Here is a 16,646-nt window from a genome sequence, read left to right as displayed (position 1 = left end):
TCTGGCCCCTGACCTATTCAGACGCGGAACCGATTGCAAGGCAATAGGGCAGGCCAGACATTGGTCCTGGCTTGGCCGGCAAAAGTGTCTCTCTTGTCGAGCCGCTCAATGAACCGCGGCGAACATGACGCGTTCCTCGGTGGCCTCCGAAAGCATCATCTCCTCGACAACGCGGCCGCGCTTGACCACCAGAATGCGATCCGAAACGGCGAGAATTTCAGGCAGGTAGGACGAGATGACAACGACGGCCATGCCTTGCTCGGCGAGATCGCTGATGAGCTGGTGGATCTCGACGATGGCGCCGACGTCGACCCCGCGTGTCGGCTCGTCGAAGATCACCAGCCTCGGCTTCTGAATCAGCGATTTGGCGATCACGACCTTTTGCTGGTTACCGCCGGAGAGCTCGATCATCCGGGCTCGGTCGCTGGTCTGCCGCAGGCTCAGACGTTCGCCCCATTCGCGGGCAAGTTGCCTGGCTCGCGCCAGCGACACCATGGAGACGGGATTGGCGCCCTCGGTCAGTTCACCCATTTGCAGGTTCTCGCCCGCGGTCATGGTTTCGAAGAAACCGTCGACCTTGCGATCCTCGGTGACATAGACGATGCCGTCGCGCACCGCAGGCCTGGGCACCCGATAGCGCACCGACTTGCCGAGCAGGCGGATCTCGCCGCCGTGGAAGATGTTGCGCTTCAACAGTCCGGCGACGACCTTGGCCATTTCGGTGCGGCCGGCGCCGACAAGGCCGAACATGCCGGTGACCTGGCCTGAAAACACCGAGAAGGAAGAGTTGCGCACCAGACCGGCGCAGGACAGATTCTCGACCGAAAGCACCTTGTCGCCATAGGGGCGCGCCGTGCGCTTGACCTCGCCATGCAGCGTTTCGGTGAGCGTGCGGCCGACCATGGCCTGCACGATCGAGGCGCGGGTGAAACCCTTGGCCTCGCCGGACGCGACGATCTCGCCATCGCGCATGACCGTGATGCGGTTGGCGACGGCAAGCGCCTCTTCCAGCGCATGGGTGATGAAGATGACGGCGATGCCCTCCTTCACCAGCCGCTGCAAAAGTTTGAAGAAGTGGCTCTTCTCTTCAGGCGTCAGCGTCGCGGTCGGCTCGTCGAAGATGATGACGCGGGCCTTGTGGTGGACGGCGCGCGCGATCTCCACCATCTGCTTGTGCGCCGCGCCCAGCGTGCTGACCTGCGCGGACGGGTCGACCTGGAAGCCCATGCCGGCGAGGAACTGCCGCGCCTGAATGTAGAGGCCGCGCAACCGGTTGAACATCTTCTCTTCGCCGAGATAGAGATTCTGCGCTACGGTCATGGCCGGCACCAGGTTGGTTTCCTGGAACACCATGGCGATTCCGGCGCGCAGCGCTTCGGCGGGCGTGGCGAAGGACACATCCTTGCCGTCGAAGGTCATCTTGCCCTCGGTCAGCTTGAAGACACCGGCCATGACCTTGGTCAGCGTCGACTTGCCGGCGCCGTTTTCCCCGAGCAGCGCGTGGATTTCGCCTTTGCGCAGGTCGAAATTGACATTCTTGAAGGCCGGAATGCGCGCGAATGCCTTGGCGGCATCCCTGAGTTCAATGATGTTGGCGTCAGACATCGCTTAGCCTCGCTTGCCGCTGGCGGCGCTCGCCACGCGCACGATCCTCGATCCGCCGCGCGAGGCGACCAGCAGATCATCACCCAGCTCGCAGGCGCTCAGCGTCCCGTGCACCTTGCCGTCTGCGCGCGAATGGAAACTCGACAGCGGCTTCATGTTCTGGTCGCAAAGAACCACCAGCCCGTAGGACCTTGTCACCGCGTATGGCTTCAGCACGTTCATCTGCTTCAACTGGCTGCCTTGCATGGGCTCGCGATAGTCGCGCCATGAGCCGAGCGACGGCGCCATCCAGTAGGCCTCCGGGACTTCCGCCAGCATGCGCGTGCGGTAGGTCTCCTCGCGCAGGATGAACTCCACCAGTTGGTTGCGCACGGAATAGAAGGTCAGCCAATAGCCGGCGTTGAAGGCCGGGGCGATGCGGGCGGGGTAGGCCGGCAGATGCTCCAGCACGGGCAGCGTCGCCGTGGTGGCAAGGTCGATCGCCAGCACGCGGTGGCGCCAGGCCTCCGAAACGTAGATGCGGTTGGAGCCGGTGGTGGCGATGCCGGCCGGCCAGGCCAAGCCGTCCCTGACAAGCTCCAGCCGGCCGTTTTTTAGATCGAGCCGCCAGACCGAACCGGACACGCTCTTCTGCATCAGGTCGCGACGCCAACCGCTCGCCGGCACTGAGGCCGAACCGTTGGCCACCAGCAAGGTGTTGCTGTCGAGAAAGGTGAGAGCGGTGATGCAGGAGAGGCGCCGAGCCTCCTCACCCGTCGCCTCGCGCCCGTCATGCAGGCCGCCGTGGACGACGACACCCTTGCCGTCGATGGCCATCGCGGTCATGCCGCGGGCATGGGCGAGTGCGGTGATCTCGCCCGGAAATTCCTGCAAGGTTTCGGCATGGCCGTCGGCGCTAAAGCGCATCAGCCGGTTGGCGCTGCTTGCCAGAATGCCCTTTTCGGTGCGTACGAGATTGTCGGCCTCGGCGAGGCCGGCGAACGGCTCGGCTTCCTCCAGTCCTTGGTTGGGCAGCAACGGCCCGTCGAGCGTCGGCACGGTCACTGCCCACTCGCCACGGCCGAGAAAGCGGTCAAAAAGCTGGCTCAAACCGCTCATGGCTTTTTGCCCCAGTATGAATCCGAGCTGAACCAGTCGGGATCGACGCCTTTCAAGGGCAAGGTGCCCATGCGGTTGTTGAAGATGCCGCAGAGATAGAGGATGCCCTTGTGCTCGCGCATCGAGGTGATCATCGGATGCTTCTCGCCGGCCTGGTCCCACAGGCTTTCGAGGATCTGGCCGTTCTCGTCGAAGCGCAGCACGCAGCCGGTGTTGAGATTGGGCATCAGCCACGCGTCTTCCGATACGCGCCGCGCCATGCGACGGCGGAAGCTCGGCATTTCAAGCGAGAGATCCAAGGCCGGCGTGCGCATGCCCATCAGGGCCAGCCAGTAGGTACCGTCGGAGGCGCGGTTGATGTTGTCGGGATAGCCGGGCAAGCCCTCGATGACGCGCTCGACTTGGCCCTTCTTCGGGCCATCGAAATAGTAGCGGCTGATGCGGCAGGCCCAGCTTTCGGCGAACAGCACCGACTGGCCGTCGAAGGTCGTGCAGATGCCGTTGGGGAAGACGAGGTTCGACAGCAGTGTGCGTGTCGAACCGGATTTGGGATCATGGACGATGATGCGTCCGTTGCCGCGGCTTTCCAGCGCGTCGGCATACCAGTCATGCATTTCGAAGCGCACTGTCGCTTCCGAGAAGACGATACGGCCGTCCGGCAGGATGTCGCAGTCGTCGGCGAGCTTCATGGTCGAGTCGTCGACCACCGAGGTCAGTGAGCGGTTGGTTTCGGCGGTCAGCAGCTTTACGTCGCCGGCCGGCGAGACCTGATAGAGGCCCATGCCGGCGACGCAGATGACGAGATTGTCGTCGCGGTCGAAAGCCATGCCGAGCGGCGAGCCGCCAATATGTGCGAACACTTCGCTATCGGTGTAATGGGGCGGCTGGAAGCGCAGGATCTCGCCCTGGCGGCTGCCGGTGTAGAGACGGTCCTGCCGGTCGAAGATCACATCCTCCGCGCCATCGAGAACGCCGAGGCCGATGACGCCGACGTCCTTCAACCGGACATTCACCGCCATTGGCGCGCCGGGCGCGGTCGAGATCGCCTGCGGCATCTTGGCGAAGGTTGGCGAGATGTAGACGCTGCGCAGGATCTTGTGGCGGTTCTTCACCCAGCGAACGTCGAGAAGCACCGACAAAAGCAGCACGATGCCGAGGATCAGGAAATTGACCGGGCCGGGCACGGCCAGCGCAAGCAGACTGTTCGACAGGACAAGCACGAAGACGGTGCCCATCAGCGCCTTGGCGACCGAGCCGCGCCCGCCGCCTAGCGAGATGCCGCCGAGCACGGTCGCGGTCAACACCTGCAGTTCGAGACCGGTGCCGATGTCGGAAGCGGCACTGCCGATGCGGGCCGAGAAGAAGAAGCCGGAGAGCGCCACCAGTACCGAGCACAAGACATAGGCGCTGAACAAGATGAAGCGCACATTGATGCCGGCATTGTAGGCAGAGCGGCGCGCGCCGCCGACCGCGAACAGCCGCCAGCCATAGCGGGCGCGCGACAGCACGAGATGGATGATCAGCGCGATGACGACGAACACCACAAAGGATGTCGGCACGCCCCAGATTGTGCCGAAACCAAGGAAATCATAGGCCGGCGAATCCGGACCGCTGGTGACGATCCGCGTCGAGACCTGCGGGAAGACGATGTCGAAGGTCGAGCGGTAGATGATGAGCGTCACCAGCGTGGTGAGAAACGCCCGCATGCGCAGGAAGCCAACCAGGAAGCCGTTGATGGCGCCGCAGACGACGCCGAGGCCCAGGCACGCCAACAGGCCGGTACCAAAGCTCCACTGCTCGACATTCATCCCATAGAGCGTGACCAGCACGGCGAGCGCGAAGGTCGACCCGACAGACAGATCGATGCCGCCTGACACCATGACGATGGTCATGCCGAGCACCACAAGGCCAAGCTCGGCGGTCTGGCCGCTGAGATTGGTCAGCGTCGCCAGATCGAAGAAGCCCGGCACGATCGAGCCGAAGATCGCGCACAAAATGACCAGCGCCGTGAAGGGGATGACGCTGTCGATCCACTTCTTGGTCAGGATCTCCCCGACCACGTGGTCGGGGAGCAGGCGGTAGCGCCAGCGCACAAGGCTTTCAGCCATGCTCATCAAGGAAGTCCGTTACTTGAGCTCGTCCAGCTTCCAGCAATTCCTGCCGGTCGCATTGGCCTTGTCGACGCGGGTGATCGGGCCGAAGAAGATGGTCTTCTCGCTACCCGCCTGCCGGCTGGGCTGCTGCAGCAGCTCGGAAATCTGTTGTGCTGCGATCTCGGCCTGGATCGGGGCATTAAAGTTGAAGATCACGTCGAGCAGCCCGTTCTTGATGCTCTCGCAGCCCGTGGCGCTGCCCGCGCCATTGGTGACGATCGTCACCTGGTCCTGCTTGCCGGCGGCCACGACGGCGGCACCGGCGCCGACCTCGGCATTATCCCAGATGCCCATGATGCCGCACAGGTCCGGATGCTGCTGGAGGACCGTCTCGGTGATCTGGCGGGCCTTTTCGCTCATGTAATCGGCCGGCTGGTCGGAGACGAGCTGCAGCTCGGGATTGGCCTTCAGCACCTCGTCGATGCCGGTGCGCATGTAGATGTTGGCGGCACCCGTCTGGACGCCGGCGAGCCAGACCACCTTGTGCGAGACGGCATTGGGCCCGGTGCAGTGCTTGGCCAGTTCGCCCATTTCGAGACGGCCCATTTCGATCCAGTCGTTGCCGACATAACTGTCCGTCTGGGTGGCCGACTGCATGTTGACTTGCAGCACCTTGATGCCGGCCGCCTGCGCCTGTTTCAACAGGCGTGCGTAGGTCTGGACGTCGGGGTTCTGCACGATGATCAGGTCCGGCTTCTCGGCGATGGCGCCCTGCATGGCGCGAATGCCGGCATTGGTGTCGCCGGAGGGATCGCGCACTTCGAGGCTGAAGCCGTAGCGTGCCGCGTGACGTTGCCACACCACCACCCATGCCTGGTTGAGGTCCATGCCCTGCGAGATTGGCACGAAGATGACCTTCTTGCCCTTGAGCGCCTCGAGATAGGTAGAGCGGCCGACCTGATCAGTTTCCTGCGCCGTGGCGATTTTCGCCGCGCCCAGCAGCGCGAGCGCTGTCATGCCCGCGAGCAGGCAGTTCTTGAACAACTTCATGGTATCCTCCCAGATTTATGTCTCGGTTCTTGTTCAGATGTCGCCGCTTTGCGAGGTCTGCTCGTCGCGCGGATTGATGATGGCGTCGATCGCCAGCGCGCCCAGCAGGATCACGCTCTTGATCAGGTTCTGGCTGGTGTAGCTGAAGTTCAGGATCGTCATGCCGTTGGTCAGGATGCCGACCAGGATGGTGCCGACGATGACGTTGCGTACGCCGCCCTGGCCACCGGAGAGGCCGATGCCGCCCAGCACGACGACCAGCAGCACGTCGTAGATCAGGCTGGAATTGTAGAGGCGCGTGTCGATGCCGGTGACCAGCCCCAGCATGATGATGCCGGCGATATAGGCAATGAGGGCGCTGATGACATATTGCGTCACGATGATCGGGCGCGTCGGCAGCCCGGTCGTGCGGGCCGCGTTCGGGTTGTCGCCAGTAGCATAGACCAGCCGGCCGAAGCGGGTCTTCCTCAGGAAAAAGCCCATGAGCGCGGCCACCGCCGCGAAGATGATCACCGACATCGGGATGCCGAGGATGGTTCCGTTGCCGACGAATTTCAGCCAGCCGATATCGGAGGGGGCATAGAGCACGTCGGACGCAAAGACGATGCGGCCAGAGCCGTAGACCGAGGACGCGATGGCAAGGGTGGCGAAGATCGGCGGAATTTCGGCCACCGCCACCATGACGCCGGTGAACAGGCCGATGGCCGCGACCAGGATGGCCCCGAAGACGACGGCCAGCGTGAAGTCGACGCCCCAGGTGGAGATCCAAATACTGAAGGCGACGCCGACGACCATCACCGCCACCATGGTCAGGTCGATGCCGCGCCCAACGACGATGAGCCCCATGCCGACGGCCAGCGTGCCCAGGATCGAGACATTCTTGAGAATGGCAAGGATGTTGCCTTGGCTCAGGAAATTGTTGAGCGTCGCCGAGAACACCAGGAAGAGGACGGCCGAGATCGCGCCGACGACGAGTTCCTGGGACATTTTGATGCCCAAGCGCGCGGTGTCGGATTTGCCCGAACCAGCCAAGTCAGTTCCTCCCTCGCTGCCGGTTTGAACCAGCGGCGTGCCAAAGCGGCCTTGCCCCAGGGCTTTGCCGCGACGACGTTCCTCCACAGCCCTAAGCCGGCTGCTTGCGTAAAGACCATCGCGGCTCAGGGCGGCAGGGGCAATTTCGATTTTCTGATGCGCTGTGCAGTTCGTCAGTGTGGAAAAAGAGGATGAGGAATCGTCGGTTGTGTGCTCTGCCGGATTTCACCTGTCGCAAAGCTCAGCCCGATGCCGGCAGCGTGCCGCGATCCCCGTGACGGTACTTTCCTGAGTGACGGGAGTGTCAAGTAAGGCACAAGCGGGCCCTGCTCTCCCTGGGTTTCCGTCCTACAGGCCGTTTCCATCGATCATCGCCATCAGGCAATCGCCAGCTTGTGTGCCGCTGATGCCCAGATCACGCACGCTGTTCATGTGGTTTCGGTCATTCAGGCGGAGGTCGCTGACAGGGTGCCCCTGCGCGCGCAAGCGCTTTCCGAAGTCGGCGGCCTGCTGGTGAAAAGGTGACGTTTCCTGATCTCCGACGAGAATGGTCGCTGCCGTCTCCGGGTCATGCCACCGCGTCATTGGGGTGAAGGCAGCTGCCTCCTCATCAGTGATGCCGATTAACGGCTGGAGGAAGGAGGTCTGAAGGGGCTTGAGGTCGTAAAGGCCGCCTAGCAGCAGCGCCGCACGTATGCGCGACGGCATTGGCGCCTTTTCGAACAGGAATGTGGCCAGGTGCGCACCCGCCGAATGACCACTTACGCTTAGCCGGGCAGGGTCGCCGCCATGGGCGGCTATATTGTCCAGCACCCATTGTTTGGCACGCCGGATCTGGTCGACGATTGCCGCCATCCTGAATTCGGGCATCAGCGCATAATCGACGATGACCGCGATCGCCCCAGCTTTGGTGACTGTGTTCGCTACATAAGAATAGTCGCTTCTGGAGAACATGCGCCAGTAGCCACCATGGATGAAGATGTGCACGGGAAGATCCCTGCGCACACCGGGCGGAAAGAACAGGTCCAGCCTTTCGGCCTCGCCCTCGCCATAGGCGATACCCGCCGATATCGGCAGGGTCGCCCGGGTTTCGGCGCTGCGAGTCACTATGTCGGCCACGATATCGTCAAAATCGGCCACATGGTCGCGCGTGCGGAAAGGGTCCTTTGACATGACTGCCGGTTCAGAAGGTGACGGCAATATATTTAGCCTCCATGAACTCGGCGATGCCGTGGTGCTGGCCGCCTTCGCGGCCAAGGCCGCTCTGCTTGACGCCTCCGAATGGTGCGGCCGGATCCGACATCAGTCCCCGGTTGAGGCCGATCATGCCGGCCTCGATCCCCGACGCCACCCGCATGCCGCGCCCAACATCGCGTGTGTATATATAAGCGGCCAGGCCATATTCCGTGTTGTTAGCATGGGCGATGGCCTGGGCCTCGGTGTCGAAGCGTGTGATAGGTGCCACCGGGCCGAAAATCTCCTCGTGCGCCATCTCCGCATCCGGCGGCACCTCGGACAGCACTGTTGGCGGATAGAAGAATCCTTCTTCCTCCGAAATCGCCCCGCCGCAAAGCACCTTGGCTCCCCGGCCCACCGCGTCCTTGACCAGGCGATCGATCTTGTCGACAGCCTTTCTGGTGATCATCGGCCCGCACTCGGTGTCGGCATTCGGGCCCGCCCCCACCTTAAGTGCCGCCATGCGCTTGCGGAGCCCGTCGGCAAAAGCATCATAGATTCCCGATTGCACATAGAGGCGATTGGCGGCGGTGCAGGCTTCGCCGGCGTTGCGCATCTTGGCGATCATCGCGCCATCGAGGGCGGCGTCGAGATCGGCATCGTCGAAGACGACAAACGGGGCATTGCCGCCGAGTTCCATAGAACACGAAATGACATGCTTTGAAGCCTCGCCGAGCAAGGTTCGGCCGACACCCGTCGACCCCGTGAAGGACAGCTTCCTGACCCGCGGATCGGCAAGCATGGCCGAAGTCAGCGGCCCGGGACTGGTCGTGGTCAGCACGTTGACGACGCCGGCAGGCACGCCGGCTTCGCTGTAGAGTGCCGCCAGCGCATAGGCCGTCAGTGGTGTTTCGCTGGCCGGCTTCAGGACGACAGTGCAGCCTGCCGCCAGCGCCGGCGCGATCTTGCGGGTCGCCATCGCGGCCGGAAAATTCCACGGTGTGATCAGCACGCAAATTCCGATCGGCTCATAATCGACCACGATCCGGTTGGTGCCGGATGGCGCGGTGCCGAATTCACCGGTGATCCGGACCGCCTCTTCGGCATTCCAGCGGAAGAACTCGGCGGCATAAGCCACTTCGCCGCGCGCGTCGCGCAGCGCCTTGCCGTTCTCCAGCGAGATCAGCATGGCGAGCGTTTCGGAGCGTTCGACCATCAGTTCGAAACAGCGCCGAAGGATTTCCGAGCGTTTGCGCGGCGCAGTTTCCCGCCATCTCCTAGCTGCTTTGGCCGCCGCCTCGACGGCGGCGGTGGCGTCCTCGACCGTCGCATCGGGAACCGCCGCGATCACCGCCCCGGAGGAGGGATCGACGACATCGATGAGCCGACCGTCGGAGGACGACCGCCAAGTGCCGTCGATGTAGAGTCCGTGCGAAAAACCGCGCACGTCATAGCCATCCTGGTCGAGTTGCTGAGCGTTCAAATTCATCGCTTTGTTCCGTTTCTCACATAACGCAGGCGGCGAGGTCGCCGTCATGGGCGGCCTGGACGAGGCGTCGCATCGTGCCGAGATCGAACGCACGCGGATTGTTCTTGATCAGGCGGTCGATGCCGAGCGCTTGCTCGGCGGTCCAGTCAAGCTTATCGGCAGGGAGGCCCAGATCCGCCAGTGTCGGCGTAATACCGATCGCCGCGAACAATCGCCTGATCTCCTCGATCGTGGCGGCTGCCATCTCGTCGGCGGTTCGCGCCTTGGCCTCCAAGCCAAGTGCCGCGCCGATCTCTGCCATCTCGTGAGCGGCGACGCGGCTGTTATAGGTCATCACGTAAGGCATCATTGTGGCCACGCCCAAACCATGGGCGGTGTGGGTGAGGGCGCCTGCCGGGTATTGCACGGCATGCGCCGCCGCCGTGCCGGCGGTGCCGAACGCGCAGCCCGCCGCCAGAGCGCCCATCATGACATCGGCACGCGCGTCGGCATCCGTGCCGTCGCTGCAGGCTTTCTCCAGACTCCGGCCAAGCAGCTTTATCGCGAGCAACGCGAAATGGTCTGTCAGCGCAGTCTTGCCGATGAAGACATGCTGTTGCGGCAGATTGGGGTCTTCACCGCGCCGCATGGCGGTGAAGGCCTCAATCGCATGGGTCAAGGCGTCGGCGCCGGCGATCGCGGTCAGGCCAGGCGGACAGGTCATTGTCAGCTCGGGATCGCACAGAGCGACCGCGGCGATAAGGTGAGGGCTCGATATGCCGACCTTGAGCGTCCGGTCCGGGTCGGAAATCACCGCGACCGGCGTCACCTCGGAGCCGGTGCCGGCCGTGGTGGGTACGGCGATCAGCGGCAGTGTCTGACCCGGCACCTTGAACTCCCCGTAATAGTCCTGGAGCTTGCCGCCATGGCTGAGCAGCAGGGTGGCGCATTTGGCGAAATCGAGACAGCTGCCGCCGCCGATGCCGATCACCATATCCGGCCCGAACCCCTTCGCTTCCTCGACGCAGACGCCGACCGTATCGCGTGGCACGTCGGGCAGAACACGATCATGCACCAGGACCTCGATCGAGGCTGACTGAAGGGACTTGATGATGTCAGCGAATACCGTTGTGCCCGCGAAACGCTCGTCGGTGCAGACCAGCGCGCGTCGGCCGAACCGGGCGGCGACCGTCGGCAGCACATGGCGTTGCCCCTTCCCGAACAGGATTTCACGCGGCAACCGCAGGGCGGCGAAGAGGGTCATGATCGGTCCTTTGTCGGCGGCTGACTGGAGAGGCATTGAACTGGGCTTGGGATCGGATGGTCCAAGAGTGTGTCTCTCGCACTTAGAGCATATCCGCTTTAAAATCGTATAGGATATAGGATTGCATCCGTGGAACCATCGTGTTAGCAGTCCTCACTGTCAAGAGGCAAAATATGCAGACCGCAAACTTACCCGACCCAAGCGACGCCAGCATTGGAGCTGGTCGCATCCAGCGCGCCAACAGTCTCGTCGAAGATGTCTATGAAGCCATCTTCGCGCAGTTGATGGCGCTGAAGATCCCCCCCGGCTCGCGCATCACAGTCGACAGCTTGGTCAAGGAATTCAACGTCTCGCACACGCCGATCCGGGAAGCCCTCGGACGGCTCGAAGGCGAAGGCCTGGTGCTCAAGACGCATCTGATCGGTTATCGTGCCGCGCCCCAGATCACCCGGCGCCGTTTCGACGAATTATACGAGATGCGTCTGCTGCTCGAGCCGCATGGCGCCGCAAAGGCCGCCGCAACGATGGACGACGCCAAGCTCGATCTGTTGCTCGAAGCTGCCGGCGTGATGTCACGCCGCGAAGGCAAGGATGATCGCGTGCGCTATTCGAATTTCGCCAGGCAGGATGCGATCTTCCACGACAAGATCATGGAGTTTTCTCAAAACGAACTCATCCGCGAGACGTTGAGCCACCAGCACACGCACTTCCACATCTTCCGCCTGATGTTCCATGCGCGCGTGACCGAGGAGGCGCTTGACGAACACGAGGCGATCCTTGCCGCGTTCGGCTCGGCCGATCCCGATGCCGCCGAAAAGGCGATGCGCATCCATATAGAGCACTCGCGCGATCGCCTGCTCCCGGCATTCGATTGAGGTCGGAACGGATGTCCATTGCCGCGAATATCGCCGGGGAGGGCGGGAGCACGTTGTCCAGCGAAGCGCCTGGTTCGCTTGAACCGGTGCTGCGCGCCCAGGAATTGTCCAAGCAATACGGCCCAGTGACGGTGCTGTCGGACGTCACCCTGGACGTCCTGCCGGGAGAGATCCACGCCATCATTGGCGAGAACGGTGCCGGCAAGTCGACGTTGATGCGGCTGCTGTCCGGCTATGTCGAGCCAAGCCACGGCACGTTGTCGATGAACGGACACGCGGTGAAATTTGCCAAGCCTGCCCAAGCACAGGATGCCGGTATCGCTTTGGTTCATCAGGAGATCCTGCTCGCCGAGGGGCTCACGGTCACCGACAATCTGTTTCTCGGGCGAGAGCTTTCGCGTGGCCATGTCGTGGATGACCGCACCATGCGCCGGCTGGCAACCGAGAAACTGGCGCAGATCGGCTGCGCGGTCTCGCCAAGGGCACTGGTGCGCGACGTTTCGCTGGCAGACCGGCAGATGGTGCAGATCGCTCGCGCCCTGCTTGACGACCACAAGGTGGTTATCTTCGACGAGCCGACCGCCGTTCTGACCGGTGGCGAGGTCGAGCGCCTGCTGGAGATCGTCCTGCAACTGAAGGCTCACGGCACCGCCGTGCTCTATATCAGCCACCGGTTGGATGAGGTGCAGCGGGTCGCAGACAAAGTGACCGTTCTGCGCGACGGCAAGATGGTCGGCACCTATCCCGGCAAGACGCTGAGCCAGATGGACATGGCGCGGCTGATGGTCGGGCGCGAACTGGCAGCGCTCTATCCTGAGAGAACCGCAGCGCCTTCGGATGTACCGATGCTCAGCGTGAGGAACGCCTCCGTTCCCGGCTATGTGGAGGACGTGTCGTTCACGGTCCACAAGGGCGAGATCCTGGGGTTCGCCGGTATGGTCGGCGCAGGCCGAACCGAACTCTTCGAGGGCATTATCGGCTTGCGCCCGGCAGTTGCCAAGATCGAACTTGAGGGCAAGTCGGTCCATTTCCAATCGCCGCGCGCGGCGATCGACGCCGGCGTCGGTTACCTGACCGAGGATCGCAAGGGCAAGGGACTGCTGCTGCAAGAGCACCTGGCGCCTAACCTGACGCTGTCGGCGCTCGATGTGTTTCATCCCGGCCTCTCGATGGGTCGGCGCCGCGAAGCGCAAGCCCTGGAACAGGCCGTGGAGACATATGACATCAGGCTGAAGAGCCTCGGCGCCAAAGCGGCCCAGCTTTCCGGGGGCAATCAGCAGAAGCTGCTGCTGGCGAAGGTGCTGCTGACCGATCCTTCGGTGGTCATTATCGACGAGCCCACGCGTGGCATCGACATCGCCAACAAGGCGCAGATCTATGCCTTCATCCAGGAGCTTGTGGCCAAGGGCAAGGCCTGCATCGTCATCTCTTCGGAGATGCAGGAATTGATCGGCATCTGCGACCGCATCCTGGTGATGCGCGAAGGCCGCATCACCGGCGAGGTCAGTGGCGCCGAAATGACCGAAAGCAATGTGGCGGTACTGGCGACCAGTGGCCCCAAGCAAGGGCCAAAAGCCAAGGGAGGCACAAAATGGCTGTCATGAGCGAATCCGCATCCAGGCGTCGCCCCCTCGATCTCAACATCAGTTGGACCGATATCGGGCCTTTTCTTGCGCTGGCAGCTCTGCTGGTGGTCGGTTACCTCATCAACCCCGATTTCCTGTCCGCCACCAACCTCGCCAACGTCATCACCCGCAGCGCCTTCATTGCTATTATCGCGGTCGGCGCGACATTTGTGATCTCGTCGGGGGGGCTCGATCTTTCCGTCGGCTCGATGGCCGCCTTCATCACCGGCATCACCATCATGTTCATGAACGCGGTGGCGCCGCATGCCGGCATCTGGGCTATTCCCGCCGGTATGGCGGTTGCGATCCTGGTCGGCCTGGTGTGCGGGCTTGCCAACGGGCTCATCGTCACGGTCGGCAGGATCGAACCGTTTATCGCCACGCTGGGCACGATGGGGATTTTCCGGGCGCTGATAACCTATCTGACCGATGGCGGCACGATACCGATCGACAGGTCGTTGCGCGAGGCCTACCGGCCTGTCTATTTCGGCACGGTCGGCGGGATCCCGGTTCCAATCCTCATATCCATCGCAGTCGCCGCGGTCGCATCCTTCATCCTTTACAAGATGAAATATGGGCGCAAATGTGCGGCGGTCGGCGCCAATGAGGATGTCGCCCGTTATTCCGGCATCTCGGTGATCAGGACACGGACCGTGGCCTATATCGTCCAGGGTGTCTGTGTGGCGATTGCCGCGATCTGCTACGTGCCGCGCCTGGGCGCCGCAACGCCGACAACCGGACAGCTTTGGGAACTGCAGGTCATCACCGCCGTGGTGATTGGCGGCACCGCATTGCGCGGCGGCAAGGGCCATGTGTGGGGGACAGTCGCCGGCGCCGTCATCCTGGAACTCATCGCCAATCTCATGGTGCTCTCGGACTTCGTCTCCGAATACCTCGTTGCCGCTGTTCAGGGCGTCATCATCATCATCGCCATGCTCATCCAGCGGTTTTCGAATTCGAAATAGCGCCGCGTCCGGACCACGCGGATTAACGTTCTTGTAGGTCCAAGGGAGAAGACAATGTTCAGTAGAAAATGGATTGCGGCAGCGACACTTGGCGCGCTGCTGCTGGCCGGCCAGGCCATGGCGCAAGACAAGAAGGTCATCGCGGTTTCGATACCGGCCGCTGACCACGGTTGGACAGCGGGCATCGTCTACCACGCACAAGCGGCGGCCAAGGAAATCAACGCCGCGTTCCCGAACGTCGAAGTGGTCGTGAAGACGTCGCCGTCCGCGGCGGAGCAGGTCAGCGCGCTTGAGGACCTGTCGGCCAGCCGCAAGCTGGATGCTCTGGTGATCCTGCCTTACAGCTCGGAAGAGCTGACCCAGCCGGTCAAGGCTATCAAGGACATGGGCACGTTCATCACCGTCGTAGATCGCGGTCTGACTGACGCCTCCGTCCAGGATCTCTACCTCGCCGGCGACAATATCGCGGTTGGCACCAACACCGCCAAGTTCATGATCGACAAGCTTGGCGGCAAGGGCGACGTCGTTGTGTTGCGCGGCATTCCGACCGTCATCGACGACGAGCGCATCAAGGGCTTCCAGGACACGATCAAAGGCACTGATCTGAAAGTCCTCGACATCCAGTACGCGCATTGGAACAGCGACGAAGCCTTCAAGCTGATGCAGGACTATCTGGCCAAGTACCCGCATATCGATGCGGTGTGGGCCAACGACGACGACATGCTGCTTGGCGTGCTCGAGGCGGTCAAGCAGTCGGCGCGGACCGACATCAAGCTTGCGCTCGGTGGCAACGGCATGAAGGACATCGTCAAGAAAGTGATCGACGGCGACGCCATGACGCCGGTCGAGACGCCATACCCGCCGTCGATGATCAAGACCGCGATCTACATGACAGTCGCCAACCTGATCGGCCAGGCACCCGTCCGTGGCACCGTCAAGCTCGACGCGCCGTTGATCACCCAGGCCAACGCCAAGGAATATTACTTTCCGGATTCGCCATTCTGACCCTATCCGATTTCACAGAAAGGCAGGCGCAGTCTGCGTCTTGCCTAGCTCAAAACACTGAGAGGAAGAGCCATGCCAGGCAAAAAGATACTGATGCTGACCGGTGAGTTCACCGAAGAATACGAAATCTTTGTCTATCAGCAAGCGATGGAAGCCGTCGGTCACACCATCCACGTGGTATGCCCGGACAAGAACGCCGGAGATCTGATCAAGACCTCGCTACACGACTTCGAGGGCGACCAGACCTACACCGAAAAGCTCGGCCATTATGCGCTGATCAACAAGACTTTCTCGGAAGCCGAGAGGCAGCTCGATCAGTATCATGCCGTCTACTGCGCGGGCGGCCGCGGCCCGGAATACATCCGCACCGACAAGCGCGTGCAGGCGATCGTGCGCCATTTCCACGAGGCCAAGAAGCCAATCTTCACCATCTGCCACGGCGTGCAGATCCTGATCGCTGTCGACGGCGTGGTGCGCGGCAAGAAGGTCGCGGCACTCGGCGCCTGCGAGCCGGAGGTGACACTGGCGGGTGGCACCTATATCGACCTGTCGCCGACCGAGGCCTATGTGGACGGGACAATGGTTTCGGCCAAAGGTTGGACGGCGCTTGCTGCGTTCATCCGCGAATGTCTGAAGGTGCTGGGAACGGAAATCCGCCACGCATAAACTTCTGGAACCGACGCATTCGCCAAGGGATGCGTCGGTTCCCTTCAACAGCGCTTCCATATCCATCAATTCGGTCGGGATCGCGGCTCCCGAGCTACGATATAGGCGAGAGACTTAAGTATTGCCGCCTGTTGCGCCGCTTTTCGTCCTGCCTGTTCCACTGGTGCTGTTCGACAGGGTTGGCGCGCGGCGTTGTTTCAGCATCCGGATAGGCCGTGTCGTCGACCGTGCGGCCCCGTCGTCCCCCCGAGGCCACCTCGCTCCGGGCTTGCTCATTCGGATTGCAAGCTGCTGACATCAGTCAACGCCTGCAACGGCGCTACGCCACCGGAAATCGGGGTGCGCTTGAGTTCAGGCCCGCGTCAGTAAATCTGGTATCGCGGACAATCCAATAATCTCCCGGCGTCCGGGGCTGGTCATCGGCCTGACGAAAAGAACGGCGTCCAGGAACGATTTCGGCCGGCTGTCGTTGCCTGACATTAGGTATCCCTTATGGACTTTGCGAAATGCCGCTGTGTCAGAATCTATGCCCTCTCGAAATGACGTTCAAATGTCCGCGCTGCGGATTGGCTTTGCTGAAACCCGGGCGCTGGTTCCAGGTTGCATCCAAATATCGCTGCGAGGGCTGTCACAGCGAAATCCGGATTACGTATCCCGACAAGATTGCACTTTTCCAGAAGTATGCGGATTCGCAGGGCGAGGTCCATCTCCCCCAAAGCATAGC

Annotated in this window: 13 protein-coding genes; 5 read left to right on the top strand and 8 right to left on the bottom strand. The window is 62.3% G+C overall.

The window, feature by feature from the left end:
- Nucleotides 1-105 precede the first annotated feature (105 nt).
- The 8 genes from M729_RS0131850 to M729_RS0131815 form a co-directional block, all read right to left on the bottom strand.
- Nucleotides 106-1,605, bottom strand: a complete 1,500-nt coding sequence (locus tag M729_RS0131850) for a sugar ABC transporter ATP-binding protein (RefSeq protein ID WP_024502414.1) — start codon at nucleotides 1,603-1,605, stop codon at nucleotides 106-108.
- A 3-nt stretch (nucleotides 1,606-1,608) separates the two neighbouring features.
- Nucleotides 1,609-2,703 carry a hypothetical protein gene (locus tag M729_RS0131845; RefSeq protein WP_027163981.1) on the bottom strand — a complete coding sequence of 365 codons (1,095 nt, stop codon included), beginning with the start codon at nucleotides 2,701-2,703 and terminating at the stop codon, nucleotides 1,609-1,611.
- Complete coding sequence (locus M729_RS0131840) at nucleotides 2,700-4,817, bottom strand: SMP-30/gluconolactonase/LRE family protein (protein WP_027163980.1); 2,118 nt, start codon at nucleotides 4,815-4,817, stop codon at nucleotides 2,700-2,702. The genes M729_RS0131845 and M729_RS0131840 overlap by 4 nt, the downstream gene beginning before the upstream one ends.
- Before the next feature lie 12 nt (nucleotides 4,818-4,829).
- Nucleotides 4,830-5,846 (bottom strand): sugar ABC transporter substrate-binding protein, encoded by a 1,017-nt coding sequence (locus tag M729_RS0131835; RefSeq protein ID WP_027163979.1) that lies wholly within the window; start codon nucleotides 5,844-5,846, stop codon nucleotides 4,830-4,832.
- A gap of 33 nt (nucleotides 5,847-5,879) precedes the next feature.
- Nucleotides 5,880-6,833 (bottom strand): ABC transporter permease, encoded by a 954-nt coding sequence (locus M729_RS0131830; protein WP_032809776.1) that lies wholly within the window; start codon nucleotides 6,831-6,833, stop codon nucleotides 5,880-5,882.
- Nucleotides 6,834-7,226: 393 nt separating this feature from the next.
- A complete protein-coding gene (locus M729_RS0131825; protein WP_024502416.1) occupies nucleotides 7,227-8,051 on the bottom strand; it encodes an alpha/beta hydrolase in 825 nt (274 codons plus the stop codon).
- Nucleotides 8,052-8,061: 10 nt separating this feature from the next.
- Nucleotides 8,062-9,543 carry an NAD-dependent succinate-semialdehyde dehydrogenase gene (locus tag M729_RS0131820; protein ID WP_027163976.1) on the bottom strand — a complete coding sequence of 494 codons (1,482 nt, stop codon included), beginning with the start codon at nucleotides 9,541-9,543 and terminating at the stop codon, nucleotides 8,062-8,064.
- Between the two features lie 16 nt (nucleotides 9,544-9,559).
- The gene (locus M729_RS0131815; protein ID WP_013533134.1) at nucleotides 9,560-10,786 is read right to left on the bottom strand and encodes an iron-containing alcohol dehydrogenase; all 1,227 of its coding nucleotides are present in this window, start codon (nucleotides 10,784-10,786) and stop codon (nucleotides 9,560-9,562) included.
- A gap of 173 nt (nucleotides 10,787-10,959) precedes the next feature.
- Here M729_RS0131815 and M729_RS0131810 point away from each other — a divergent pair, with 173 nt between their 5' ends.
- From M729_RS0131810 to M729_RS0131790, 5 genes are all read left to right on the top strand, one after another.
- Nucleotides 10,960-11,661: a GntR family transcriptional regulator gene (locus M729_RS0131810; protein ID WP_013533133.1), complete on the top strand. Its 702-nt coding sequence runs from the start codon at nucleotides 10,960-10,962 to the stop codon at nucleotides 11,659-11,661.
- 11 nt (nucleotides 11,662-11,672) lie between these two features.
- Nucleotides 11,673-13,265 carry a sugar ABC transporter ATP-binding protein gene (locus M729_RS0131805; RefSeq protein ID WP_013533132.1) on the top strand — a complete coding sequence of 531 codons (1,593 nt, stop codon included), beginning with the start codon at nucleotides 11,673-11,675 and terminating at the stop codon, nucleotides 13,263-13,265.
- The gene (locus M729_RS0131800) at nucleotides 13,262-14,251 is read left to right on the top strand and encodes an ABC transporter permease (RefSeq protein ID WP_027163975.1); all 990 of its coding nucleotides are present in this window, start codon (nucleotides 13,262-13,264) and stop codon (nucleotides 14,249-14,251) included. Before M729_RS0131805 ends, M729_RS0131800 begins: the two co-directional genes overlap by 4 nt.
- 54 nt (nucleotides 14,252-14,305) lie before the next feature.
- Nucleotides 14,306-15,256, top strand: a complete 951-nt coding sequence (locus tag M729_RS0131795) for a substrate-binding domain-containing protein (RefSeq protein ID WP_027163974.1) — start codon at nucleotides 14,306-14,308, stop codon at nucleotides 15,254-15,256.
- A 72-nt stretch (nucleotides 15,257-15,328) separates the two neighbouring features.
- Complete coding sequence (locus tag M729_RS0131790) at nucleotides 15,329-15,922, top strand: DJ-1/PfpI family protein (protein ID WP_013533129.1); 594 nt, start codon at nucleotides 15,329-15,331, stop codon at nucleotides 15,920-15,922.
- Nucleotides 15,923-16,646: the final 724 nt, after the last annotated feature.

The sequence above is a fragment of the Mesorhizobium sp. WSM1293 genome (assembly GCF_000513875.1).
In the GTDB taxonomy this organism is placed as follows: domain Bacteria; phylum Pseudomonadota; class Alphaproteobacteria; order Rhizobiales; family Rhizobiaceae; genus Mesorhizobium; species Mesorhizobium ciceri.
Note: the sequence above shows the minus strand (reverse complement) of the source record. Positions and strands in the feature narration are given on the sequence as shown.